Annotated in this window: 25 protein-coding genes; 17 read left to right on the forward strand and 8 right to left on the reverse strand. The window is 64.7% G+C overall.

What is annotated here, in order from left to right; all coding sequences use genetic code 11:
- The first annotated feature begins 54 nt into the window (after window positions 1–54).
- The 5 genes from D8676_RS24180 (at window position 55) to D8676_RS24200 (ending at window position 3,009) form a co-directional block, all read left to right on the forward strand.
- Complete coding sequence (locus D8676_RS24180; protein WP_121583701.1) at window positions 55–987, forward strand: VOC family protein; 933 nt, start codon at window positions 55–57, stop codon at window positions 985–987.
- A gap of 68 nt (window positions 988–1,055) precedes the next feature.
- Window positions 1,056–1,682 carry an alpha/beta hydrolase gene (locus tag D8676_RS24185; protein WP_121583659.1) on the forward strand — a complete coding sequence of 209 codons (627 nt, stop codon included), beginning with the start codon at window positions 1,056–1,058 and terminating at the stop codon, window positions 1,680–1,682.
- Complete coding sequence (locus tag D8676_RS24190; RefSeq protein ID WP_121583702.1) at window positions 1,682–1,987, forward strand: GNAT family N-acetyltransferase; 306 nt, start codon at window positions 1,682–1,684, stop codon at window positions 1,985–1,987. Before D8676_RS24185 ends, D8676_RS24190 begins: the two co-directional genes overlap by 1 nt.
- A 63-nt stretch (window positions 1,988–2,050) precedes the next feature.
- Window positions 2,051–2,344: a GNAT family N-acetyltransferase gene (locus D8676_RS24195; RefSeq protein ID WP_121583660.1), complete on the forward strand. Its 294-nt coding sequence runs from the start codon at window positions 2,051–2,053 to the stop codon at window positions 2,342–2,344.
- Window positions 2,345–2,628: 284 nt separating this feature from the next.
- Window positions 2,629–3,009 carry a hypothetical protein gene (locus tag D8676_RS24200; protein WP_121583661.1) on the forward strand — a complete coding sequence of 127 codons (381 nt, stop codon included), beginning with the start codon at window positions 2,629–2,631 and terminating at the stop codon, window positions 3,007–3,009.
- A 138-nt stretch (window positions 3,010–3,147) separates the two neighbouring features.
- Here D8676_RS24200 and D8676_RS24205 read toward each other — a convergent pair whose 3' ends face one another.
- The gene (locus tag D8676_RS24205) at window positions 3,148–5,232 is read right to left on the reverse strand and encodes a hybrid sensor histidine kinase/response regulator (protein ID WP_121583662.1); all 2,085 of its coding nucleotides are present in this window, start codon (window positions 5,230–5,232) and stop codon (window positions 3,148–3,150) included.
- Between the two features lie 26 nt (window positions 5,233–5,258).
- A complete protein-coding gene (locus tag D8676_RS24210) occupies window positions 5,259–5,990 on the reverse strand; it encodes a response regulator transcription factor (protein ID WP_245427124.1) in 732 nt (243 codons plus the stop codon).
- A gap of 105 nt (window positions 5,991–6,095) precedes the next feature.
- Between D8676_RS24210 and D8676_RS24215 the strand changes: the two genes are divergently transcribed.
- Entirely contained in the window at window positions 6,096–6,794 is a 699-nt protein-coding gene (locus D8676_RS24215; RefSeq protein WP_121583664.1) for a response regulator transcription factor, read from the forward strand.
- 23 nt (window positions 6,795–6,817) lie between these two features.
- On the opposite strand, the gene D8676_RS24220 is transcribed toward D8676_RS24215, so the two are convergent.
- Entirely contained in the window at window positions 6,818–6,997 is a 180-nt protein-coding gene (locus tag D8676_RS24220; protein WP_121583665.1) for a hypothetical protein, read from the reverse strand.
- 313 nt (window positions 6,998–7,310) lie between these two features.
- Here D8676_RS24220 and D8676_RS24225 point away from each other — a divergent pair, with 313 nt between their 5' ends.
- From D8676_RS24225 to D8676_RS24270, 10 genes are all read left to right on the forward strand, one after another.
- Entirely contained in the window at window positions 7,311–8,690 is a 1,380-nt protein-coding gene (locus D8676_RS24225) for a tetratricopeptide repeat protein (RefSeq protein ID WP_147448249.1), read from the forward strand.
- A gap of 59 nt (window positions 8,691–8,749) precedes the next feature.
- The gene (locus D8676_RS24230) at window positions 8,750–11,725 is read left to right on the forward strand and encodes a FecR family protein (RefSeq protein WP_121583667.1); all 2,976 of its coding nucleotides are present in this window, start codon (window positions 8,750–8,752) and stop codon (window positions 11,723–11,725) included.
- Window positions 11,726–12,392: 667 nt separating this feature from the next.
- Entirely contained in the window at window positions 12,393–14,606 is a 2,214-nt protein-coding gene (locus D8676_RS24235; RefSeq protein WP_183097228.1) for an adenylate/guanylate cyclase domain-containing protein, read from the forward strand.
- Entirely contained in the window at window positions 14,603–15,637 is a 1,035-nt protein-coding gene (locus tag D8676_RS24240) for a LacI family DNA-binding transcriptional regulator (RefSeq protein ID WP_121583669.1), read from the forward strand. Before D8676_RS24235 ends, D8676_RS24240 begins: the two co-directional genes overlap by 4 nt.
- A gap of 199 nt (window positions 15,638–15,836) precedes the next feature.
- Window positions 15,837–16,961 (forward strand): sugar ABC transporter substrate-binding protein, encoded by a 1,125-nt coding sequence (locus D8676_RS24245; protein ID WP_121583670.1) that lies wholly within the window; start codon window positions 15,837–15,839, stop codon window positions 16,959–16,961.
- A 48-nt stretch (window positions 16,962–17,009) separates the two neighbouring features.
- Window positions 17,010–18,581: a sugar ABC transporter ATP-binding protein gene (locus tag D8676_RS24250; RefSeq protein ID WP_245427125.1), complete on the forward strand. Its 1,572-nt coding sequence runs from the start codon at window positions 17,010–17,012 to the stop codon at window positions 18,579–18,581.
- Window positions 18,578–19,558, forward strand: coding sequence for an ABC transporter permease (locus tag D8676_RS24255; RefSeq protein ID WP_121583672.1), 981 nt, complete (start codon window positions 18,578–18,580; stop codon window positions 19,556–19,558). The genes D8676_RS24250 and D8676_RS24255 overlap by 4 nt, the downstream gene beginning before the upstream one ends.
- The gene (locus D8676_RS24260) at window positions 19,555–20,544 is read left to right on the forward strand and encodes an ABC transporter permease (protein ID WP_121583673.1); all 990 of its coding nucleotides are present in this window, start codon (window positions 19,555–19,557) and stop codon (window positions 20,542–20,544) included. Before D8676_RS24255 ends, D8676_RS24260 begins: the two co-directional genes overlap by 4 nt.
- Window positions 20,545–20,550: 6 nt before the next feature.
- The gene (locus tag D8676_RS24265; RefSeq protein WP_121583674.1) at window positions 20,551–21,123 is read left to right on the forward strand and encodes a gluconokinase; all 573 of its coding nucleotides are present in this window, start codon (window positions 20,551–20,553) and stop codon (window positions 21,121–21,123) included.
- A gap of 146 nt (window positions 21,124–21,269) precedes the next feature.
- Complete coding sequence (locus tag D8676_RS24270) at window positions 21,270–21,410, forward strand: DUF1127 domain-containing protein (RefSeq protein WP_121583675.1); 141 nt, start codon at window positions 21,270–21,272, stop codon at window positions 21,408–21,410.
- A gap of 162 nt (window positions 21,411–21,572) precedes the next feature.
- On the opposite strand, the gene D8676_RS24275 is transcribed toward D8676_RS24270, so the two are convergent.
- The 4 genes from D8676_RS24275 to modA are packed head-to-tail and all read right to left on the reverse strand — an operon-like array spanning window position 21,573 to window position 24,549.
- Window positions 21,573–21,914, reverse strand: a complete 342-nt coding sequence (locus tag D8676_RS24275) for a winged helix-turn-helix domain-containing protein (protein ID WP_121583676.1) — start codon at window positions 21,912–21,914, stop codon at window positions 21,573–21,575.
- A 35-nt stretch (window positions 21,915–21,949) separates the two neighbouring features.
- On the reverse strand, window positions 21,950–23,086 hold the full coding sequence (modC, locus tag D8676_RS24280; RefSeq protein ID WP_121583677.1) for a molybdenum ABC transporter ATP-binding protein: 1,137 nt from the start codon (window positions 23,084–23,086) through the stop codon (window positions 21,950–21,952).
- Window positions 23,083–23,787, reverse strand: coding sequence for a molybdate ABC transporter permease subunit (modB, locus tag D8676_RS24285; protein ID WP_121583678.1), 705 nt, complete (start codon window positions 23,785–23,787; stop codon window positions 23,083–23,085). Before modB ends, modC begins: the two co-directional genes overlap by 4 nt.
- Window positions 23,788–23,802: 15 nt before the next feature.
- Complete coding sequence (modA, locus tag D8676_RS24290) at window positions 23,803–24,549, reverse strand: molybdate ABC transporter substrate-binding protein (protein WP_245427129.1); 747 nt, start codon at window positions 24,547–24,549, stop codon at window positions 23,803–23,805.
- Between the two features lie 207 nt (window positions 24,550–24,756).
- Between modA and D8676_RS24295 the strand changes: the two genes are divergently transcribed.
- Window positions 24,757–24,963 (forward strand): TOBE domain-containing protein, encoded by a 207-nt coding sequence (locus D8676_RS24295; protein ID WP_121583680.1) that lies wholly within the window; start codon window positions 24,757–24,759, stop codon window positions 24,961–24,963.
- Between the two features lie 3 nt (window positions 24,964–24,966).
- Here D8676_RS24295 and D8676_RS24300 read toward each other — a convergent pair whose 3' ends face one another.
- Window positions 24,967–25,449 (reverse strand): hypothetical protein, encoded by a 483-nt coding sequence (locus tag D8676_RS24300; protein WP_147448250.1) that lies wholly within the window; start codon window positions 25,447–25,449, stop codon window positions 24,967–24,969.
- Between the last annotated feature and the right edge of the window lie 54 nt (window positions 25,450–25,503).

Consider the following 25,503-nt stretch of genomic DNA (forward strand, 5'->3'; position numbering starts at 1 on the left):
AAGATAGAGGCCATGGAAGCGGCGGATCCGCCGCGACGAAGCGAGGAGCCTCACATGCTCGATCAGATCAAGGGCCTGCATCACGTCACCTCTATGGCGAAGGATGCCCGTGAGAACAACGAGTTCTTCACCCGCAAACTCGGCCTGCGCCGAGTCAAGAAAACCGTCAATTTCGACGCGCCCGATGTCTACCACCTGTACTATGCCGACGAGCTCGGCACGCCAGGCTCGGTGATGACCTATTTTCCCTTCCCGCACATCGTGAAGGGGCGGCCGGGCGTCGGAGAGGTCGGCACCACCGTCTTCTCGGTGCCGGAAGGAACGCTCTCCTACTGGAAGGAGCGGTTCGCCAAGGAAGGCGTGAAGGGCCTCAAGGAGGAAACCAGCTTCGGCGAGAACCGGCTGCATTTCGACGGGCCTGACGGCGACGGCTTCGCGCTCGTCGAGGCAAAGGGCGACACGCGCGCGCCCTGGGCCAGAGGCGGCGTGCCGGAAGGCGAGGCGATCCGCGGTTTCCATTCGGCGTCGCTACGGCTCAGGGATGCCGGCGCAACCGAAGAACTGCTGAAGTTCATGGGCTACGAGACTGTCGACCAGTCCGGCAATGTGAAGCGGCTCGCCATCAAAGACGGCAACGGCGCCGATGTCATCGACATCGAAACGCTGCCTGGCGCCCCCTTGGCCGATCTCGGCGCCGGCTCGGTGCATCACATCGCCTTCGCCGTGGAGGACCGCGCCAAGCAGCTCGAGGTGCGCAAGGCGCTGATCGATACGGGCTACCACGTCACGCCGGTCATCGACCGCGACTATTTCTGGGCGATCTACTTCCGCACGCCGGGCGGCGTGCTGTTCGAAGTCGCCACCAACGAGCCCGGATTCGACCGCGACGAGGATACGGCCCATCTCGGCGAAGCGCTGAAGCTGCCGACCCAGCACGCTCATCTGCGCGACTATCTGGAGAAGCATCTGCAGCCGCTCGAAAATTGATCTTTGTTCGCAATTCCCGGAAAAGCCGCTTCCCGCTTTCCCTGGAATTGCTCCGATAGGAGACAGCGATGTCGACCGACAGCTACATACACAAGCTCCTGCCCGGCACGCCGGGTGGGCCGCTCCTCTTCACCTTCCACGGCACCGGCGGCGACGAGAGCCAGTTTCTGGGGCTTGCGCGCGAACTGGTTCCGGAAGCGACGATCGTCTCGCCGCGCGGCGACGTGTCGGAATACGGCGCGGCGCGCTTCTTCCGCCGCACCGGCGAGGGCGTCTACGACATGGAGGACCTCGCCCGCGCCACCGGGAAGATGGCGGCATTCGTCCGCGCCCATGTCGAGGCGGCGAAGCCTTCGGCGGTGCTCGGGCTCGGCTATTCGAACGGTGCTAACATCCTGGCGTCGGTCGTCTTCGCCGACCCGGCTCTGTTCGACGCCACGGTGCTGATGCACCCGCTGATCCCGTTCGAGCCGCAGGTTAAGGGCGATCTCGCCGGACGGCGCGTGCTGATCACGGCCGGCCGGCGCGATCCGATCTGCCCGCCCAACCTCACCGCGCGGCTCGAGGCGCATCTGCGCGCACGCGGGGCCGACGCCAAGGTTGAATGGCATGAGGGCGGACACGAGATAAGAGAGAACGAAATCGCCGCGGCGCGGCTCTTCCTGCAAGAAACCCAACCGACCGGAATGAAATGATGGCTGACGAGACCCAAGGCCCCGCGATCGAGTTCGAGGACAACGGCTCGAAGGGACGCTACTTCCTTCGTGCGCCCACCGGCGAGGAAGCGGAGATGACCTTCACCAGGATCGGCGAGCATCAGATCATCATCGATCATACCGAAGTGCCCGAGGCCTTTCGCGGGCAGGGGGCCGGGGTCAGGCTGGTGACGCGCGCGGTCGAGGATGCGCGTGCCGCCGGCAAGAAGATCATCCCGCTCTGCCCGTTCGCTGCAGCGCAGTTCCGCCGGCATCAGGAATGGGCCGACGTGCTGAAGAGATGATTGCAGCCGGCGCCGGAACCTGAACGGCGCCGGCGGTTTTAACGCGGGAGATCGGAGGACAGGATGAGCGACGCCGAGATCGTGCTGGAGCGCAACGGACGCCAGGGCCGCTATTTGCTTCCGTTGCCGGAAGGCCAGCCGGCGCAACTCACCTTCGTCGAGACCGGTCCCGACCATATCGCCATCGACTATAGTTTCGTGCCGCCTGCCTATCGCGGCAAGGGCATGGCCCTGAAACTGATCAAGCGGGCTGTCGAAGACGCCCGCGCCAATGGCTACAAGATCACCCCGCTTTGCGGCTATGTCGCCAGCGAGTTCAGGCACCACCCGCAATGGGCCGACGTGCTGGAGCGCTGACGAAACCATAGCGGCAGCGGCGTCCTGCCAAGACGTCATTACGTGCCTGCAAGGGCGAAGTGCCGTACGTCACAGCCTGAAAATCTTCTGGTCTCAATCTCTGGGGTGGGGCGACCGCAGCAAATGCGGACGTTCCTTTATGTTTGAAATAATGCCCGAAATTGCCTGAAATACGCGAAACAGATGAGATACACGGTCATGAAAGGGCAGCATCGGGCGGAAACAGAGCGGCCCTACTTTGCGAGCATTCAACCAACATGCTTTGAAAGCAAAGGCCCACGGCCATGTCCGCCATCGTCGATAAGGAATTCGACCGCAACCTGCGCCCGCGTGAGCGTCATCGCGGTTTTCCGAAGCTTGCGCTCCGCCAGCGCAGTGCCGAGCATCCGATGATCATGTTCTTCCTGGTCGTCGCTGCCGCCTTCACGGCAATGGCCGCGATGCCGCCCGCCGGCGCCGCCTTCGCCACGTTCGAGGCACCGCTCGTGAGTTCCGGGCCGGCTTCATCCGGGTTCGAAGCGCCGAGGAACATCGGCCTGTCCGAAATCGAGATCGCCTGTCATGGCCAGGCTTGGGGCGCGGAAAGCGCCGAATGTCTCGCCATGATCGCCAGGAACTCCGGCCGCACGGACGGCCAAAAGGTTCGGGTTGTCGCAGGGGCATGATCCGCTCTTGCGGCGCGCCTGCAGACCCAGATGACTCCCCCGCCGCGCACTTCGCGCGACACAACTCCAGCCCCGCCATCCCTGCCGGCGGGGTTCTTTTTTCTTCGGGGGATTTTTCCCGGTCGAACCGGATCGGAATCAGTGCGCCAAGGCTTGGTCGTTGACGGCCGCCAGCGCGCTGCGCACGTCGAGGGTGGAGAACGGCTTCTCCAGCACCAGAGGCCGTTCATGCGCGGGCAAGGCGCCGATCTCGGCGCGCGCGCCGACCATGTCGCCGGTGACCAGCACGAAGCGGCGGGCGAGATCGGGGCGCTGCCTGACGAGTTCGCGATAGATGGTTATGCCGCTTGCCTCCGGCATGCGCAGGTCGCTGAACACTATGTCCGGCTTGTAGTCGACAAGCAGTGTCGGGGCGGCGCTCCAGGCTGTCACGACGAGCGACTTTATGCCCATCAGCTCCAATATATCGGAGAGCGATGCCGCGACGTCGGGCTCGTCGTCGATGATCAGCGCGTGGCGCAGCGAGGTCGAGCGCGCCTCCTGCTCCGTCGCGCTGCTGTGCGCGCCGACGAAGGCCGGCAGTTCGACGACGAAGCGCGCGCCGTTGGGGACCACTTCCTCGAAACGGATCGACCCCTTGTGGCGTTCGACGATCGCCTTCGAGATGGAAAGCCCGATGCCGGTGCCGACGCCGACCGGCTTGGTGGTGAAGTAGGAATCGAAGATGCGGTGCCGGATCGCTGTTGGAATGCCCGGGCCGGTATCCTCGACCGAGAAGCCGACGTTCCGCTCGCCGAGCCGGAAGGTTTTGACAGTGATCTTGCGCTCGCCATTGTGGGGGGCCAGCGCATGCTGGCTGTTGATCAGGAAGTTCGCGGCGACCTGCGTGATGTGGTCGGCGTCGGCCAGCACCGGTGTCGGGCCCTGGGCGAAATCGGTGCTGATGATGATGCCGCTGGAGCGCGCGCCATAGGCGGTGACATCGAGTGCGGCGCGCACCGCGCTGTTGAGGTCGGTTTCGGCGGGAAGCGTCGGATGCAGGCGCACCATGCCGAGGAAGCTCTTGACGATGCGGCCGCAGCGCTCCGCAGCGGCGCGCACCTTCTCGGCGCGCAGCTTGGTCTGCTGGTCGGGCGCGAACTCGTGCAGCAGCGTCGACTGCGCCACCACCACCGCCAGCGGATTGTTGAGCTCGTGCGACACGCCGGCGAGCAGCGAACCCATCGCCGCCATCTTCTCGTTCTGGTGAAGCTTCTCGCGCTGCCGGTTGATCTCCTCCTCGGCGCGCCGCTTGTCCCTGAGGTCGCGGATCGAGCCGAAGAACAGCCTGCGGTCGGCCACCTTCATCTCGGTCGCCGTCAGCTCGATCGGGAAGATCTCGCCGTCGGCGTTCTGGGTGATCGTCTCCATGCGCTGGCCGATCATCGGTGCGCCGCGCCCGGCCATATAGTCGGCGCCGGTCTTGTAGCCCTTGCGGTAGAAATGCGGGATGATGGTGTCGATCAGGTCCTTGCCCAGTATCTCGCCGCGCTTGAAGCCGTAGATGCGCTCGGCGGCGGGGTTGAACTCGATGATCGAGCCGGTCTCGTCGATGACGATGATGGCGTCGAGCGAGGCCTGCAGCATGGTCTGGCGGATGATCTCGCTGACATGCGCGTCCGACAGCGAGCGCTCGATCGCCGCGCCGAGCGCCATGGCGACGATCTCGACGGCGGCCTTCTCCTCGTCCGTCCAGCGCCGCTCGACCGCGCAGTCGTTGATGGCGAGCGTCCCCCACAGATGCCCGTTGGCGAAAACGGTGACCGAGAGGAAGGACTTGATCTTCTGGTTCTCGAAGTCGCGGCGCAGATAACCCTCGATCTCGCGGGTGCGGCCGGCGAACATCTTGCCCTGCCGCACCTCTTCGGCAAGCTTGGCGAGCAGCGGATCGCTGTTAACGATGGATTGCAGGATGACGCTCGGGCCGCTGGCGTCGCCCACCGCCTCCCTGTCCACCCAATAGGCGGCGATCGATTGCGCAAAACCTTCGCCGGGCAGCTCGCGCAACCGGAAGAGGATGGCGCGGTGGCCGCCGAGCGAACGCGCCAGGAGTTCGAGGATCTCGTCGATGATGCCCTGCCACTGGGGCGTCTGATGCAGCCGGCGCACGATGCGTGCCGCGGCGACGGTGCAGCCCGGCTCGGTGGCCGCCAGGTCGGTGCTCGGGGGCTGGGTTTCGATCATCCTCGGCTTTCAGGGCGGCGTCCGGCTCAACGGCCGTCTTCGGGCAGCGAGAAGATATAGCCTTCGCCGCGCACCGTGCGCAGGAATTTCGGGTTCGAGGGATCCTCCTCGATCTTCTTCCTCAGCCGCATGATGCGGATGTCGACGGCGCGCGAGGATTCCGGGTCCTCGTCGAAGCCGATCGCATCGGAGATGGTGGCGCGGCTGAGCAGCCGGTTGGAACGGGTGAGGAAGACCTCCAGCACGTCGAACTCGCTCTTGGCGAGGTCGAGGATCGAGCCGCCGCGGCCGGTCACCATGCGTCCGTCGAGATCGGCGCGGAAGTCGCCGAAGCTGATGATGCGCCGCTCGGCCTCGCCCGGCTTGCCGGTTGCGGCCGGGGCCTCGGACGTTTTCGGCACGCGGCGCAGCACGCTGCGCACCCTGGCCAGCAGCTCGCGCAGTTCGTAGGGCTTGACGATGTAGTCGTCGGCGCCAAGCTCCAGCCCGACGATGCGGTCGATCGGCGAGCCGGCGGCGGTCGCGTAGATGATCCCCATCGGCGCCTGCTGGCGCAGCCAGCGCCCGAGCGACAGGCCGTCCTCGCCCGGCATGGCGATATCGAGGATGGCGAGATGGAAGCTCTCCGTCCTGACCAACCCGCGCATGACGTCGGCATTTTCGGCCGCGATCACCTCATAGCCGTTGGCGCCGAGATATTCGGCGACGGCGTCTCTCAGGTCGGGCTCGTCCTCGACTATTGCGATCCGTGTCGGCACGGAAATCACGCCTCCGCTATCGGCGGAAAGTAGATTGGGTATAAACATGATGTCCAGCCTTGATTTGGGCGCTCATTTCGGATTCGGAAGGTACGGTTTCAAAGCATGGCAAGGCCGGTGATCGCGCTCATTTGTCTGTCGCAGGATCGTGACGACAGCCTTGCCGACTATCTCGAACGCCGCGGCTACGAGGTGCGCGAGGCGCAAGAGGAATGGATGGCCGATTCCCTGCTTTCGGGCGGCGGTGTCGATGTCGCCGTGATCGGCGAGAAATATCCCGCCAGCCAGGGCTTCGATCTCTTGAGAAGGCATGCCGGCGAGGGCGGCCCCAGCTTCGTCATGGTCTCGGCCCGGGCCGACCTCATCGAGAAGGTGCTGGCGCTGGAACTCGGCGCTGCCGACATCGTCGCCAGTCCGGTCGAGTGGCGCGAGCTCGCCGCCCGCATCGGCGGCATCGTCGGCCGCCGCGGCAAGAGCCAGCGCGAACTCGTCGTGCTTGAGAACGCGACCGTCGACCTCAAGGCGGCGCTGGTGATGCACCGTTCCGGCAGCGAAGAGCAGCTTTCGCCCGGACAGGTCGCCCTGCTCAGGCTCTTCCTCGCCAATCCGCGCAGGGTGCTGACCCGCGACGACATCATGGCCGCGGCGCCCGCCGAAAGCGCGGAAGCCTTCGACCGGTCGATCGATTCCCGCATCGTGCGCCTCAGGCGCAAACTCGACACGGAAAGCATCGCGACCATCCGCGGCGCCGGCTACCGCTTCGACCCGCCCCGCACGAGCTACGATCAGTCGGGGCCGAACTGAAGCCCGGCTGGCGTCCACCTGGGCTAGCGCAGTTCTGTGGCGGGCGACGCGGCCACTGCGACCACTAACGGCTGGAAGGTGGCGTCCGCGTGGGCGCGGTCCTTCATCACGGCGAGCGCCACGCCGGCGACAATGAGCAGTCCCTGCGTATAGAGCAGCGCCGACAGGGCGGCATATGCGAATTTCGAGCTTTTGCCGTTCATGGCGGTGGTTCCGAATAGCGAACAGTTAATGTCGGGTCCGATGCGCGCGGCGTCGCCGGACGCGCTGTCATGAGGCGCTTTATGGCGGGCCGCTGTATCGGCGTGATGCCGGTTGCGGGAGCGGATGTTTCGGGATTGTTACGCGCAAATCCGGCCGCGAAGTCATTGCCGGAACCGCGTTCACATGTTGCAGGACTACAACTATGTGCCGCTTTACTTGCGAAAAAGGCGGCCTGGGAAAATTGACTCATGTCTTCGGGCGCTGATAACTTACCCCTAGGGAACATATAATAAAGTTACCCTTGGGGGGTATGTGAGTAACGCCGCCCGCATAGCTGTGTTGGCTCTGGCCGCGCTGACGGCCGGTCATGCCTTTGCGCAGACCAAACCGGCCGTGGCGCCGAAGCGCGTCGTGCCGGCGCAGGTCGAAGGCGCCGCCATGCAGCAGGTCCAGGCGCGTCGCCAGGTTCTGTTCCAGGCCATGCTGGCGAAGCCGGACGATCTCGACGCAGCCTTCGAATATGCCGCGCTCTCCGTCAAGGTCGGCGACATCGAGGCGGCGATCTCGACGCTCGAGCGCATGCTGATCTTCGCGCCGGGCCTGCCGAGGCTGCAGCTCGAACTCGGCGTCCTCTATTACAGGCTCGCCGCCTACGAGACCGCGCGCGGCTATTTCGAGGCGGCGATCCAGGGGCCGGAGGTTCCGCCCGAAGTGCGGTCCAAGGTCGAGCAGTTCCTCGCCGGCATCGACCAGGCGCAGGACCCGACCCGCTTCACCGGCCAGATCCGGGCCGGCATCCGCTACCAGACCAACGCCAACCGCTCGCCGGTGGATTCCGTCATCTTCCTCGACGGGTTGCCCTTCACGCTCGACGCGGACGCGCTGGGCTCGCCCGACGGCAATGTCTACGCCACCGGCGTCTTCCACTGGTCGCACGACCTGCCGTCGCAGGGCGATACGCTGGAGATCGACCTCCTGACCTACGGGTCGAAACAGTTCGAGCTCGACGATCTCGATGTCGCGCTGGCCGAGCTTATCGTGGGCCCGGCCTTCGACATGGGCCGTTTCGGCATCGACAACGCCGCGCTCGGCGTCTACGGCATCGGCTCCGGCGTGTTCCTGGCCGACGATTTCTATTCGGCCGGCATCGGCGCCGGTACGCGCTTCGTCATCCGGCCGAATCCGGCGACCTACCTGATGGCGGCGCTGGAGTATCGCCACAAGGACTATCACGACAGCGAGAGCTCGCCGACGGCCAGCCTGCGCGACGGCGACGAGGTCCGCACCTTCGGCACCGCGACCTACATCCTGTCGCCGTCGACGGTCCTCTACGGCAACGCCTATCTGCAGCGCGTATGGGCCGACGCCGACTACCTTTCCTACCTAGAGGGCGGCTTCACGGTCGGTCCGCGCTACTCCTTTGCCTCGCCGGTCGACAGTTCCAAGCCAGCCTGGACGGTCGCGCTGAACACCGGTGCGCTGTTCCGCAATTTCGACGACCCCGACCCGATGATCGATCCGACCCAGGCCGAGAAGGACTGGGAGGCCTTCATCGGCGGCGGGCTGACCATACCGTTCCGGCCGGACGTCGCGCTCATCACCGAACTCGAATACCGCTATGTCGATTCCAACTACGACACGCGCAAATACGACAATTTCTCGATCTCGCTCAGTGTCGCGAAGAGTTTTTAGGAGTGCCATGCCCAGCGGGAAAATCCGCTGGAACAACAGCGTAACCGAAAGTGACATCGATGAAACCGATCGCCAGCGTCACGCTTCTCAAGGTTGCACTTCTCGCCAGCGTCGCGACAAGTGTCGTGGCCTCCCTTGCGTCCCAGGCGCACGCCGAAGTCGGCGTGGCGGCGGCGGTCAATGTCGACGCGAGAGGCCGCCCGCCGGGCGCCGCGCCGCGCGTCATCACGCTCGGCACGAACGTCGTCTTCAACGAGGAGATTTCCACCGACTCGGCAGGTCTGGTGCAGATACTTCTGCTCGACGGCACGACCTTCACCGTCGGGCCGAACAGCCAGCTCACCATCGACGAGTTCGTCTACGATCCCAACACCGGCGACGCCAAGGTAGTCGCGTCGCTGACCAAGGGCGTGTTCCGCTTCGTCGGTGCACGCACCAGCCAGACGGAAGGCGGCGCGACGGTGAAGACGCCGGTCGGGACGATCGGCATACGCGGCGCGGTGACGAATATCTCCTACGATCCGACCTCAGGCCAGTCGACGGCCGCTCTGGTCGCCGGCAACAAGCTCACCATCGTCGACGCCAATGGCGCCCAGCGCATCGTCTACGAGACCGGATATACGGCCGTCATCACGATGAGCCCGGGGGGAGGCACCACGACGACGGTGCGGAAATCGACCCCGGCCGAAACCCGTGTCTTCCAGCAACAGTTGTCGAGCAAACCGGGCCAGAACGGAGGCAATACAGGCACGCCTCCGAGCGACAAGCAGGCCGGGCAAGTCAGCCAGGCCAACTCCGGGCTACCGACCATCATGGATGTTCCGGGTTCAACGAAGCCCGTGGAACTGGCCGAGCAGATCGACGAGGTCATCAACGACAAGACGCAGGACATCATCAACGAGGACATCGCCAACGAGGAGCAACAACAACCGAACGCTAGGCTGCTGACCGCGCCAGACACCTACCAGGCGTATTTCGGGGAAACGTTCCCTGATGCCGGCAGCCGTGGTCTCGTCGGATCGAACGACGACAACGATCGGCTCGTGCGTCTCGAAGTCGAAGGTGACCGCCTCGTCACGAGCGACGGGTCGCTCGACCTCCCTGACCTGACCGACGATCAGGGCGATGGGCCGGGCGGCTACGAATACGCCTTGGGAGAATACGATATTTGCGACGAGGGATGCTACAGTTCAGCGACCTTGGGGGTTGAGAAGCTTGCCGGCGTCGCCTATGCCGGGCGCGGGGATTTCGTTACCTACCTTCTTGGAATAGACAATATCGGGAGTAGCGAGGACAACCCGGCGCTCAAGCCCGTCTATGTGATCTACGGAACGCCAACCAGCTCCGGGCAATTGGAAGATATGTTCTATGGCGGCGATGGCATCCGCGAGTACCGTCTGACCGAAGACCCCATCCAGCAATTGGCGGGAAATCCCAACTTTGGCATACCCGCGCCGTTTTTCAGCAACGAACTGTACCAAGGCGATTTCGACTCGATCGGATTCCATACGACCGATCTGCTTGTGATCGAGCCGGGCGGGTCCGAGACCGCTGACACGCGGGGCTACCTGTCCTGGGTGGACATTCAGGGGGCGGGGAGCGGCCAGAAGAGCGCCATCTTTCTGATGACGCCGAACCTCTATCAGAATTCGGACGACGATTTTCAGTTGGATGGCGGGCGAAGGGGCAGCTTCCGCCACGCGAGCGGAGCAACCGCTACAAATCTCCGCGGAGGAATATCGACGCTGCCGGGAGCGACCGGAGCGCACTTCTTCGGGGAGAATGCCGACCATTTCGTCATCGGAACGTCAATCGATCCCGCCGATACCTTTTTCGACAGCAATCATGGCGGCTCTCTTGACCAGAACGTGCCCGGGTATTTGTCAGACGGCAATTTCTCGACGCACCACGTCGCCAGCCTCGTCAACGTCACGACCCAGAAAGAGGCGCTGAGCGTCGACGAACCCTATGGACTGAAGAACGGCGGCGCAGACGGAAAGCTGACCGGCTTCATGGCCGGCATGGGCGAAACCGACCACTGGGGAACGAACACCCAGTATCGCCTGACCGGCAACAATCTCGAAGTCAATTTCAATGCTCAGGACAACGCCTTCGCCGCGCGCGGCACGGTCTATGACGCCGGCAATGACGACCCGCAACTGGCCAATATCCTCTTGACGTTTGGCCACTACAGCGAGGGCGGCAACGAATATCCCGGAGCCGGCACTTACGTTGACGATGTCCACTACGGCGCGGTCCACAACAATGGGGCTGTGAGTGGCGCCCCGGATGATGCCGAGGATATGAACACCAGAATCCGCACAGATGGCGGAGCCGACCTGCCCGAATACGGCTTCAACGCGGGCAGCTACATCGTGTCCGGTCGAGCCAATCCGATCGATGGCTACAAGCATCTCGAATCCGAAAGCTACAGTTGTTCGGACTGCGATTTCATCCAATGGGGCTGGTGGGGAACCAGGGTTCAGTCCGATGTCGATCCGGATCCCGACAATGAACATATCCGAACCGACTACGTGCACATGGGCACATGGGTCGCTGGCGACATCAGCACCGACGCGGAAATCGATGCCCTGGTGGCGAACGCGGAGCAAATTCCGCTCGGGGCGACCGTCTATTATTCGGGCACTGTCATTGGGAACGTGGCGCGCGCGGACGGTCCGAATACCGCTTCCTATATTGCAACCGGCGACCTGGGCGTTTCGTATAATTTCAGTGATCGCACCGGTGATGTCGACATCAGCAATTTCGATGGGAACGTGGCGCTTAGCGGCACCCGCACCATTCAGCAGACCGATTCTTGGCAGACGGCTCTGAGGGGCGTTCAACTGGAAGGCGCCAATGTTTATGCCGGCAACGGTTCGCTGACCGGAACTTTCAACGGTGCCTTCGTCAACAATCCGGCCGCCCAAACCGGTCCAAACGTCGCGTCCGGTGTCATCGGCAGCTTTGATTTTACCGGTGCAGGCGTGAATGCGGCCGGCACCGGCGCCGCTGTGTATAACGGCATCGACTAAGCGGAGATTACTCTCCAACGTCCGGCGGCAGTCCTCGGCGTGGGGATAAAATATCTCGGCTAGTTGCGAATCCGCATTTTTCTGCGCCTTGGCTTTCCGCCAACCTATTGAAATTGTTGGATCGACAGCCGAAGCAGTGCCCTGTCAGCAAGAATCTATTCGCAACTGCACTCACACCCCTCTCGCCTGAGCGATACTTCTCGCATCGCCCTCGCGGGAACCCTGGTCCGGACCAGGGATCAGGGGAGGGCGGCGGTACCGGTTCGGTCGCGCGGAGGTGGCGCGGCTGGGTGATGAGCCCCGAGGACCGGGCCCTGACCGAGGTCGCGCGGTGAAACGATTCTGCGTCCCCTCCAGGTAGGGCAAGAACGCCGGCGGGGTACGGGAAACCGGCCACGTAATACAATTTGAGAGGCCAGGCCCCGTGCCCCGCTTCCCGACTTCTGCTCCCGTGGCGAGCAGCGTTCTTTGACAAAGGCCAGACTGCGAAGCAGGGCGTGGCAACGGTCACGTATACCGCAAGCCCACGCGGGCGTCGCAGCGGTACGGCCCGTAGAAAAAACTTATGGCGTGGTGAGGGGACTCGGCTTCTTTCCACAACGCCCCTTGCCTCCCGGCCCACGGCGCGGCAACTCTAGGCGCGCATTGAGGGGATCGAATGCGGGCCTTGCTGACACGACTGTTGTTTCTCGCCCGGCGCCGGCGTTACCTCGCCATCTGGTCGGCCGGCCTCGTCGTCATCGCGCTGGTCATTGCCGCCGCCTTCTCGCCGTTCAGCCCGCTCGACCGGCTGAATGCGCTGGTCTTCGACACCTACCAGAAGCTCAAGCCGCGCGAGGCGACCGAGAGCGCCGTTGCCGTCATCGACATCGACGACGAGAGCATCCGCCAGTTCGGCCAATGGCCGTGGTCGCGTACCGTGCTTGCGTCCGTCATCGACCGGCTGGCCGCCGAGGGCGCTGCCGCGATCGGGCTCGACATCATCCTGTCGGAGCCGGACCGCACCTCGCCGGCGCTGGCGGTCGCGCAACTCGAGAACCAGGGTTTTCAGGTCACCTATCCCAGCTCGGCATCGGACCTCGACCACGACCGCATACTCGCCGCGAGCTTCGCCAAGGCGCCTGTCGTTGCGGGCCTCGTGCTGTCGGAAGGCGTCGACACGCCGCCGCCGCCGGCGAAGGCCGGCTTCGCCTTCGCCGGCGAGAATCCGGCCGCCTACCTGCCGTCCTTCCCAGGTTCAGTGCGCAACCTTCCCGTGCTGGACGAGGCGGCGCCCGGCCTCGGCGTGTTCTCCTTCCCGCGCCAGGAAGACGGCGTGGTGCGCCAGATCCCGCTGATCTCCCGCCAGGGCGAGAACCTCTATCCGGCGCTCTCGATCGAGTCGCTCAGGGTCGCGCAGGGCGCGTCGAGCTTCGTCATCAAGAGCACCGGCGCCTCCGGCGAGTTCGACACCGGCCAACCCGGCATGACCGCGCTCAAGGTCGGCGAATTCGAGGTTCCGACCGGGGCGGACGGCCGCATCTGGGTCTACTACACACGCGAGCCGACCTCGCCGCTGATCCCGGTCCACCGCCTGCTCGGCGACCCCGACCCGGAACTCACCAGCCAGATCGAGGGACGCGTCGTGCTCATCGGTACGTCGGCTGTCGGCTTGCGCGATCTCGTCGCGACGCCGCTCACGGCGGGCTTCCCCGGCGTGCTCGTCCATGCCGCGATCATCGACCAGATCGTCAACCAGAAATTCCTGACCCGCCCGGACTGGGCGATCGGCTTCGAGATCGTCGTGGCGATCGGCCTCGGCCTCCTGGTGCTCGCTTTCCTGCCCTGGCTGTCGACCACTGCCAACGCCGTCATTGCCGCCGGCGCCATCGCGGTCAGCATAGGCTTCGGCTGGTTCGCCTTCGCCAATTACGACCTTCTGCTCTCGCCCATCCTACCGGCGCAGACCTCGCTGCTCGCCTACGGCGTCGCCTCCGGCGTCAGGTTGCTGCTCAGCGAAAGCGAAAGCCGCTACATACGCGGCGCCTTCGCCCATTACCTCTCGCCCGCCATGGTCGAGGAACTGGTCGAGAATCCCGACGCGCTGGTGCTCGGCGGCGAGAACCGGGAACTCACCATCCTGTTCTGCGATATCCGGTCCTTCACCACGATCTCGGAGACGATGGAGCCGACCGAGCTCACCGTCTTCCTCAACAATTTCCTGACGCCGATGACCGACGTGCTGATGGAGAAGGGCGCCACCATCGACAAATATATCGGCGATGCGATCATGGCCTTCTGGAACGCGCCGCTCGACGTCCCCCAGCATCGCCAGCGCGCCTGCGAGAGCGTGCTCGCAATGCTCGACGCGCTGGAGAAGCTCAATGCGACGCTCGAAAAGCCGGTCAGGATCGGCGCCGGGCTCAACACCGGCATATGCTGCGTCGGCAATCTCGGCTCGCGCCAGCGCTTCGATTATTCGGCGATAGGCGACAGCGTCAATGTCGGCTCGCGCATCGAAGGCCTGACCAAGCAGTACGGGCTCTCCAACCTCATCGCCGAGAGCACCGCGCGCGAGGTCGAGGGCTTGGCCATGCTGGAGGTCGACAAGGTGATGGTCGTCGGCCGCGACGAGGCGACGCTCGTCTACACGCTGCTCGGCGGACGCGAACGCGCCGCCCAAGAGGACTTTCTGGAATTGAAGCGCCAGCACGACCGCTTCCTCGCCAGCTACCGCTCGATGCGCTTCGACGAGGCCGCGAACGATCTGGCGCTTCTGAGGAAGACGGGCCCGGAGCAGCTCGCGAAGATGTATGCCGAATACCAGCACCGGCTTGACGCCTATTTGGTCACGCCGCCGGCGGCGGACTGGGACGGCTCCTGGAGGGCCGAGCACAAATGAAGCCGCGCGCACGCCGCGGGGGCGGCCGCCCGACCATCGCCGACGTGGCACGGCTGGCAGGCGTCGGCGCGATCACGGTGTCGCGCGCGCTGCGCGAGCCCGAACGGGTGTCGGAAAGCCTGCGCCAGCAGATCCAGCAGGCGGTCGAGGAACTCGGCTATGTGCCCGACCCCAATGCCCGCGCGCTTGCCTCGGCGCGCGCTGAGGTGTTCGGAGTCTTGGTGCCGTCGCTCACCAACAACGTCTTTGCCGAGGTGGTGCGCGGCATCTATGACAGCCTCTCCGACAGCTCCTTCCGCGTCCAGCTCGGCAACACGCATTATTCCGGGCTCGAGGAGGAGCGGCTGCTCCAGGTCTTCCTCAGCCAGCGGCCGGCCGCGCTGATCGTGTCGGGCATCGACCAGACAGCCACGGCGCGCAAGCTGCTCGAAACCGCCGGCTGCCCGGTCGTGCAGATCATGGAGACCGGGCCGGAGCCGATCGACATGATGGTCGGCTTCTCGCATTTCGAGGGCGGGCGCACCGCCGTCAACCACATGATCGAGGTCGGCTACCGCAAGATCGGCTTCCTCGGCGCGCGCATGGATCCGCGCTCGCAGCGCCGGCTCGCCGGCTACCGCGCGGCGATGGAGACGGCAGGGCTCTTCGACCCGCGCCTGGTGACGACGACGCCGGTGCCCTCCAGTGTCACGCTCGGGCGCGATCTGTTCCGCGATGCGCTGGCCAAGATGCCGTCGCTCGACGGCGTCTTCTGCAACAATGACGATATCGCGCTCGGCGTGCTGTTCGAATGCCATCGCGCATCGATCGCGGTGCCGCAGACGATCGGCATAGCAGGCTTCAACGACCTCGACATGATGCAGGTCGCCTTTCCGTCGGTCACCAGTATCCGCACGCCCCGCTATGAGATCGGCCACCGCGCTGTCGCCATGGCGCGTGCCGAGATCGACGGAGCGCGACCCGAGAACCGCGTCGTCGATCTCGGCTTCGAACTCAAGCGCCGCGAAAGCACCGACCGCCCGAAAAATTGAAGCTTACGTAGCGGAATCTCGCTTTACAGCTGATTTTGGTAGCGCTACCATTCGAATTGTCCGTACCGCCGGGCAGGCGGTACGGACGGGAGGATGTACGGCCCCGCGGCGGCCGGCGGCATGGCCGCAATCACACGGGAGAGACTGGCTGCCGCCGTTTTCCGGTGAACGCAGCGCAACTTCAAATGGGAGGAATGAAATGCTCAAGTCGCTTCTTGGCGGCGTCATCGCCGCTACCGCAATGACACTTCTCTCGACGACCGCAATGGCGGAGCCGGAAATCGTCAGCGGCCCGGCCGCCGATCCGGAATGCTTCGCCGCCTGGACGCCTGAGACCAAGTTCTTCAAATTTCCGGCGAAAGAAGGCCCCTATCGGATCGCGCTCGCCAACGGCTACATCGCCAACACCTGGCGCATCCAGATGATCCAGACCGCCAAGGCCTATGCGGCGCAGCCCGACGTGGCCGCCAAGCTGAAGGAGTTCAAGGTGGTGTCGACGGGCGAGGATGTGCCGGCGCAGATTTCCGCCATCAACAACTTCATCGATTCCGGCTACGACGCGATTGTCGTCAACGCGCAGAACCCGACCGCCTTCGCGCCTGTCATCAAGCGCGCCAAGGATGCCGGCGTGGTGCTGGTCGCCTTCGATAACATCCTCGACACCGAAGACGCCATCAACGTCAACGTCGACCAGAAGGGCCTGGGCGTTCTGTGGGGCGACTGGCTGGTCAAGCACCTGCCGGAAGGCGGCAAGATCCTCGAAGTGCGCGGCGTTGCCGGCACGTCCGTCGATACCGACCGCCACAACGGCATCCATGAGACGCTCGATGCCAGCGGCAAGAAGTGGGACGTCGTCGAAGTACTCGGCAAGTGGGACGATCCCACCGCGCAGAAGGCGACGGCAGACGCGATCGCCGTGCACAAGAAGTTCGACGGCATCACCGCGCAGGGCGGTGACACCGGCGTCGTGCAGGCGATGATCGACGCGCAGCATCCCTTCGTGCCGTTCGGCGGCGAGACGGAGAACGGCTTCCGCAAGTTCTGTTCGAAGTTCTCCGGCGACGGCCTGAAGTGCACATCGGCAGGCTCAGGTCCGGCACAGGTCGCGGTCGCCATCAAGACGGCCATCGCCGCGCTTGAGGGCGAGGTCATCCCGCAGACGGTGAAGCTGCCGCTCGCCATCGTCTCGGATCCAGACTTCAAGGAAGGCGAGGACTTCTTCCCGTCCGAATCCGACAATTTCTTCGTCGGCAACTCCTTCCCCACCTGCGGCATCAATTTCAGCGCGCAGGAAATCATGGGCCAGACCAAGGAAAACCAGTAGGCTGGCCTGAAATCTCCGGCGCCGTAAATAGCGGCGCCGGAAGCCTGAATGACGGGGAGGTTCATGGAAACGGCTCCACAAGAGACGGCGCCGCTCTTTCGCATGGAGGGCATCTCGAAGCGCTACGGCGGCGTGCGCGCGCTCGAGGATGCGGAGCTGTCCGTTCACGCCGGCCGCATCCATGCCATCCTCGGTGAGAACGGCGCAGGCAAGTCGACCCTCATCAAGATCATGTCGGGCGTGGTCGCGCCGGACCAGGGCCGCATGATGCTCGATGGGCAGGCGGTGAGCTTTTCCTCTCCCGCCGAGGCCAATAAGGCGGGCATCGTCTGCATCTTCCAGGAGCTGTCGCTGATCCCCGAGCTCAGCGTCGCCGACAATATCGTCATTTCCGATCCGCCCAAAAAATTCGGCATGATCGACCGCAGGGCACAGCGGAAGATCGCCGAGGAGGCGCTGGCGCGTGCCGGCGCTTCCGACGTCCACCCGTCGGCCTTGGTCAAGGACCTGCCGCTGTCGCGCCGCCAGATGGTCGAGATCGCCAAGGCGCTGGCGCGCAAGCCGCGTATCCTGATCCTCGACGAGGCGACGTCGGCGCTGACCGCCGCCGACGTGTCCAAGGTGTTCGAGGTGCTGAAGCGCCTGCGCTCCGAAGGGCTGGCGCTGCTCTACATCTCCCACCGCATGCACGAGATCGCGGAACTCGCCGACGATTGCACCGTCTTCCGCAATGGCCGCAGGATCGCGACCTACAAGGCCGGCGCCAAGAGCGACACCGAAGTCATCGAACTGATGATCGGCCGTGAATACCAGAACGTGTTTCCGCCCAAGCCGGCCGCCGCGAGCGGCAAGCCGCCGATCCTGGAATGCAGCAACCTGTCGTGGACGGACCGGCTGACCGACATCAGCTTCACCGTGCGGCGCGGCGAAGTGATCGGGCTCGGCGGTCTCGACGGGCAGGGCCAGCGCGAGCTTTTGCTGGCGCTTTTCGGCGTGCTGCGCGGCTGCACGGGAGAGGTTCGCATCGACGGGCAGCCGGTCAAGCTCGTCAGTCCGGCGCATGCCAGCTCGGAGAAGATCGGCATGGCGCTGATCCCGGAGGACCGCAAGACCGAGGGGCTGATGCTGCCGATGACGGTCCGCGAGAACCTCGCCTTCGCCGCCATGGACAAGGTGTCGAAACGCGGCATCATCGACCGCGAGGCGGAGGACAGGCTGCTCGATGAGATGGTGAAGCTGCTCACCATCCGCACCGCCGGGCTGGAGATACCGGTAGGCGCGCTGTCGGGTGGCAACCAGCAGAAGGTAGTGATCGCCAAATGGCTCATGCGTCACCCGCGCATCATCCTGCTCAATGATCCGACGCGCGGCATCGACGTCGGTACCAAGCAGGAGATCTACCAGCTCCTGCGCAGGCTGGCCGACCAGGGGGCGGCGATCGTCTTCTACTCGACCGACTATGACGAGCTGATCGGCTGTTGCGATCGCGTGCTGGTGCTCTACGACGGCGCGATCAAGCGCGAGTTGGTGGGCGCCGAGATCACGGAACATGCGCTGATTGCCAGCGCACTGAACATCGGCGCTGCCGAGGCCGCCAGGATGGCGAGGACGAACGCATGAGCGAATGGCGCTACTGGTTCGCCGAGCAGAAGGGCACGCTGCTGGCGCTCGGCATCTTCATCGCGATGTTCGTCATCTACACGGCGAACCATCCGGCGGGCTTCACCGCCAATGTCGTGCAGACAGCCTCCAACAAAGGCGTGCTGCTCGCTTTCGTGGCGATGGCGCAGACCCTTGTCGTCATCACCGCCGGCATCGACCTCTCGGTCGGCATGATCTTCCTCCTGACCAACTGCCTCGCTTCATGGATCGTCGTCGGTACGCCGCTTGAGACGGCGCTCGGTGTGATTGCGGTGCTTCTTGTCGGCGTCCTCTGCGGGGCGCTCAACGGCGCCATAGTTATCTACGGCCGCCTGCAGCCGATCGTGGCTACGATAGCGACAGGTTCGATCTATTTCGGCATTGCGCTGCTACTCAGGCCGTATCCCGGCGGCTCGGTCAACGAGGATCTTGCCGATGCGCTGACAGGGCGGCTGTTCGGCGTCATACCCTCGAGCCTCGTCGCGCTCGTCGTGGTGGTGCTCGTCGTCTGGGTACCGTTCCGCCGTTCTGTCTACGGCCGCGCCGCCTATGCAGCAGGGTCGTCGGAGGTCGCGGCCTACATGTCCGGCGTGCCGATCAAGCGCGGCAAGTTCCTTGCCTACACGCTTGGCGGCCTGCTCGCGGCGATCGGGGGGCTGTTCCTCACCTTCTTCACCTATACGGGCGAGGCGGCCTATGCGAGCGGCAACGCCTATACGCTTTTCTCGATCGCCGCCGTGGTGCTCGGCGGTGTCTCGCTGTTCGGCGGACGCGGCAGCGCCATCGGCGCGATCTTCGGCGCCTTCGCCTTCCGCACCATCGGCGACCTGCTCTTCGTCTTCGACCTCGATCCGCTGTGGCAGCCGCTCTTCCAGGGCGTGGTCCTGCTGATAGCCGTCAGCCTCGGGGCCTTCGCCCTGTTCCGCGTGAAGAACCGTCTGGAGTGGTTTGGATGAGCGACACGGCCACGACCGGGGGAGCTGCGAGCCGCATGCCGAGATTCCTGCGCAAGGTCGATCCGGCGGTGGCGACGTCCTTCGCCTGCATCATCGCGCTTCTCGTCTTCGGCAGCCTCTATTCGACCAGCTTCCTGTCGCCTGAATATCTGCTGCAGCAGCTCAAGGTCGCTTCATTCCTGGGCGTGATCGCGACTGGCATGATGCTGGTCATCCTACTCGGGCAGATCGACCTTTCCGTGCCCTGGACGGTGACCACAGGCGCGATGATGGCCTCCGCCGCCGCGGCTTTCGGCCCGGCCGGTATCGTCCTGGCAATTCCCTTCGGCATATTGTGCGGCATCCTGATCGGGCTGGTGAACGGCATCGGCGTCGCCTATCTGCGCATCCCCTCGATGATCATCACGCTGGCCACCAACGCGGTGGCCCAGGGGCTCATGGTCGTCTACACCGGCGGCTTCTCGCCGCAGGATTCCGCCTCCGAGGCGATGCGCTGGCTCGCCACCGGCTCGCTCGTCCCCGGTGTGCCGAACGCGGTGGTGGTCTGGGCGCTGATCGGAGCGGTGACGGTCTTCGTGCTCACCCGCACGACCTTCGGTCGTTCCGTCTACGCAATCGGCAACCGCGAGCGCGCGGCCTATCTCTCCGGCGTCGACACGCGCAGGATCGTCATGATCGCCTTCGCCGCAGCCGGAGGTCTTTCAGCCTTCGGCGGCGTGCTGCTCGCCGGTTATGCGTCGAAGGCCGCGCAATCGATGGGTGATCCCTACTTGCTCCCCTCGATCGCGGCCGTGGTGCTCGGCGGCACCTCGATCCTCGGGGGGCGCGGCTCCTATCTCGGCACCGTCGCTGGTGTCATCCTGATCACGCTTCTGCAGTCGATCCTGTCGGTGATGCAGATGCCTGAAGCCGGGCGCCAGATCATCTATGGCGTCGTCATCGTCGCAATGCTGCTGCTCTACGGCCGCGCACCGGCAAGCCGTTGAGGAAGCATGGATCGAGAGACTGACAGCCAGGTCGCGAAGCGCCCCGTCATCGTCGTCGTCATGGGAGTCTCCGGCTCCGGCAAGACGGCGATAGGTTCGATCCTCGCCGAGGCGCTCGGTGGCCGCTTCGCGGAAGGCGATCGCTTCCATCCGCCGGAAAACATAAAACGCATGTCGGCCGGCCTGCCGCTGCGCGACGAGGATCGCTGGGGCTGGCTCGATGCCATAGCAACGGAAATCAGCGAGGCCGAACGACGGAATGAGACGCTGGTGGTGGCTTGTTCGGCGTTGAAGCGCGTCTATCGCGACCGGTTGAGGCTGGCGAGCCGAAACCTGAAGTTCGTGTATCTCGAAATCGGGCGCGGTGTCGCCGCGACCCGCGTGGCGGCGCGCAAGGACCACTTCATGCCGGCCAGCCTGGTCGACAGCCAGTTTGCCGCGCTCGAGCCGCCGGAGCCGGACGAAGACGCGCTGGTGCTCGACGCGACCGGAGATAGGGCTGAACTTGCAGCGATCGCGGCCTCCGCGCTTTCGCGGTCGGCGGTGGCTTTGCCCGGCGTCGCGCCGCCCGGGTCCTGATTTCGAACGAATCTTCGATTCGTTAACCGGCAATGCAAAATTCGCATTGCCGTCATGCAAAAGCATCCATTCAACCGGACGCCATTCGTCACTATCTCGGCGCTGTAAACGAGAACAGCCTAAAGACGCTGAGAAAGAGACTGAAAATGAACCTGATCCGCAATTTCCGCAACTGGCGCCGCTACCGCGAGACCGTCAACGAGCTGAGCCGTCTGTCCACACGCGAGCTCAACGACCTCGGCATCACGCGCGCTGACATCCACGGCATCGCCCGCGGAGCCCGCTAACGACGAGATTTCGGCGGCTACTCCTCCCGGCTGCCGATCAGGCCGGCGTTCCCTCCCCCTCCAGAACGCTGGCCACCCTTAAGAACCCGCCGGACAACTCCGGCGGGTTCTTTGTTTTCGGGGTTCTTGTTTCCACGTTGCGAAGTGTGCGCAGCCTAAGCCTCAGGCCGCTGCGATCTCCGCCTGCAGTGCCGCCATATGTTGCTTCGCGGCCGACTCCGCCGCCCGCTCGATGGCCCGAAAACGGCTGACGACCGCCAGCCCTACCTGCGTCAGTTGCGCACCGCCGCCGCGCCGTCCGCCGGTCTGCGCCGACACCACCGGCTTGCCGAACATTCTGTTCATCTCCTCGACAAGGTCCCAGGCGCGCTTGTAGGACATGTCCATCTTGCGTGCGGCGGCCGAGATGGACCCGAAGGCTGCGATCTGCTCGAGCAGTTCGATCTTGCCGGGACCGATGCGGCCATCCGGGTCGAGGTTCACCCTCAGGCTAAGCGATGGCATGCGTTTCTCCGCCCGCGTGTGATTGCGTTGCCTGGTCACTCTACCCGACCTCGTGCGTTCCTGTCGTCCCCTGCGAAAGGGACGGTCTTCGCAGTGTTCGCGCGATCGAAGGTGACCGACTTGACCACTGCGAAGACCGGCAGTCCGGGGGCCAGGCCGAGCATCTCGGCGGACTGGCGGGTGATGCGCGCGCTGACAGCCTCGCCGTTGCAGTCGATCGTCACGTCGGCGAAATGGCCGTTGCCGGAAGCGATGCCGGCGATGCGGCCGGGCAATATGTTCAACGCGCTGATGCCGCGCGGCCTTTCGGTCGCCACGATGACGTCGCGCGCACGGATGCGCACGCGCACCGTCGAGCCTGGTGTTGCCTCCAATCCGGCGACATGGATCTCGCCGGCCGGGGAGGCGAGCGTCGTCATGCCGAACGTCTCGTCGCGGCCGGTTGCCCGCATCTCCAGCACGGCGCCGCCTTCGCTGCGCTCCTCCGCCGGCAAGAGGTCCAGCCGCTGCAGGATTTCCGAGGTCGGGCCCGCTGCGGCGACCCTGCCATTGTCGAGCACGGCGATGTCGGTGGCGAGCCGCGCCACTTCCGCCGCGGAATGGCTGACATAGACGATCGGGATCTTGGTCTCGTCCCGCAGCCGCTCGATATAGGGCAGGATCTCGGCCTTGCGCTGCTCGTCCAGCGAGGCAAGCGGCTCGTCCATCAGGATGAGGCGGGGGCTGGCGAGCAGGGCGCGGCCGATCGCGACGCGCTGCTTCTCGCCGCCGGAAAGCGAGCCCGGCTTGCGGTCGAGCAGATGGCCGATGCCGAGCAGTTCGACCACGCCGTCCATGTCGCCGTAGCGCTCGGACGCTGGCGTGAAGAAGCGGCCGTATCGCAGGTTCTGGCCGACCGTCATGTGCGGGAAGAGACGCGCGTCCTGGAAGACGTAGCCGATGCGGCGCTTGTGCTTGGGTACGAAGACGCCGGTGCCGGTGTCGACCAGCACGCGGCCGCCGGCGACGATCCGGCCCTCGTCCGGGCGCAGCAGCCCGCCGATGAGATTGACCAGCGACGTCTTGCCGGAGCCCGACGGGCCGAACAGCGCGGTCAGCCTCCCGCCGGTTTCGAACACGGCATCGAGCGAGAATGCGCCGAGGCGGTGGCGGATGTCGACCGAAAGGCTCATTCGACGTCCAGCCTCTTGCCGACGCGCCGCGCCAGCACCTCCGAGGCTACGAGAGCAGCCATGGCGATGATTATGGAAATGATGGTGAGGCGCAGCGCCCCTTCGTCGCCGCCCGGCACCTGGGTGAAGGTGTAGATCGCCGAGGGCAGCGTCTGCGTCTCGCCGGGTATGTTGGAGACGAAGGTGATCGTCGCGCCGAACTCGCCCATCGCTTTGGCGAAGCAGAGGATCATGCCCGCTATGATGCCGGGCAGGATGAGCGGCAGCGTGATCGTGCCGAACACCCAGAGCGGGTTTGCGCCGAGCGTGCCGGCCGCCGCCTCAAGCCTGCGGTCGACCGCTTCGACCGACAGGCGGATGGCGCGCACCATGAGCGGAAAGGCCATCACCCCGCAGGCGAGAGCCGCTCCCGTCCAGCGAAAGGAGAAGACGATGCCGAAATACTGGTCGAGGAAGGCGCCGACTGGACCGCGCTTGCCGAAGGTGATGAGGAGCAGGTAGCCCGTCACCACCGGCGGCAGGATCAACGGCAGGTGGACAAGCCCGTTGAGCACGGACTTGCCCCAGAATTTTCCACGCGCCAGCAGCAAGGCGATCAGTATGCCCGGCGGCAGGCTGAAAACCATCGCCACCGTGGCGACGCGGATCGAAAGCCGGACCGCATTCCATTCGTCGGGAGTGAGGTCCAGCAGCCATTGCATGCGCGAACGTCGGTCCTAGTTCGACACCACCGGCGCCAGAACCGTGAAGCCCTGCGCCTCGAAGAGTTCCTTCGCCTTAGCCGATTGCAGGCATTTCAGGAATGCCGGCGTGTCGTCATCCTTTGAATCGGCCGTCTGGGCGACCGGATAGACGATTGGCGGGTGGGTGTCTTCCGGGAAGGTGCCGACAACCTTGACCTTCGGGTCGGCGGCTGCGTCGGTCTTGTAGACGATGCCGAGCGGCGCTTCCCCGGTCGAAACGAGGGCGAGGGCGGCGCGCACGTTCTCGGCCTGTGCGACCTTGCCTTCGACGGACGCCCAGGCGCCCAGCGATTCCAGCGACGCCTTGCCGTATTTGCCGGCCGGCACGGCATCGACATTGGCCATGGCGAGCCTGCCGTCGCCGAGCAGGCCGGCGAGATCGAAGCCCTTTTCAATCTTGGCCTCGATCTTCGAATCGGCCGGGGCTACCAGCACGATGGAGTTGCCGAGCAGCTTGGTTTCGGTGTCGGCCTTGATGAGGTTCTTGTCGGAGAGATACTTCATCCAGTCGAGGTCGGCCGACATGAAGACGTCCGCCGGCGCGCCTTCCTCGATCTGCTTGGCGAGCGCCGAGCTTGCCGCGTAGGAGACCGTCGCCTGCTCGCCGACATCGGCCTCGCAGGCCGTGTTCACGGCGTCGAGCGCGTTCTTCAAGCTGGCGGCTGCGAAGACGGTGACCTTCTCCTGTGCGACCGCGCCGGATGCGCCTCCAAGCAGCATGACCGCGATGCTGCCAACTGCCGCCGCAACCGTCCCGATACGTCTTTTCTGCATCAAACTCTCCCTTGATCCGACAGGCGCCGAAACGGCGCACCGACAAAAGTCTGCCCAAGCGATATATCCGAATGAATATAACTAGGAAAGCTCGCTCGGCCTCACTAAACTGAAAACCTCACCGGCATTCAGGCCGCAGGATGGAGACGATCAATGAAGCTTAGCGCGCGAAACGTTCTCGGGGGGAAGGTTCTCCAGATCAAGAAGGGTGCAACCACGGCTCACGTGACGCTTGATGTCGCCGGAGCAACGGTGACGGCAGCGATCACCAACGACGCGGTCGAAGAACTCAAGCTCCAGGTCGGCCAGCACGCCTACGCCGTCATCAAGGCCTCGGACGTGATGATCGCGGTCGACTGAGGTTTACCGCACCTCGATCTTCACCACGTCACGGATATGACGTGCGCCGCGCTTGTCGCCCGGTACGACGAGCCGGTAGCCTTCTCCCGGGACCATGGCCTTGCCGTCTCGCTCCGTCGCCAATTGGATCGGGGCATTGCCGAAATCCGGATCGATCTCGCCGACTGAAAACACGATGCGGTAGCCGTCCCTGCCCTCGACGATGAAGCTGTGTTTGAGCTGCGCGTTGTGGCCCGGCAAATCCGCGATCCCTCTGGCCTCGAGAACGCTCCAGAGCAGGGGACCCTTGTAGCGCCCGCTTTCTTCGCCCTTGGAGGTCCGGTAGCGAACCTCCTGCTCGACGGCGGGCAGCTGCGAAAGCTCATCCGGCGTCATCGTGCCGGTTGTCACGGCATCGCCAGTGATCTCGATGCCGTGCGCTTCCTCAGCCGTGGCGCAGATGGCTCCGGCAAGCATCATGATGGCGGCGCTGCCCGCGATCGCCACCAAACGTCTTCCGATCCAGCTGCCCGACATGAAGCTCTCCTGATCGTTCTCGCT

The organism is Mesorhizobium sp. YM1C-6-2, assembly GCF_003666685.1.
GTDB lineage: Bacteria > Pseudomonadota > Alphaproteobacteria > Rhizobiales > Rhizobiaceae > Mesorhizobium_K.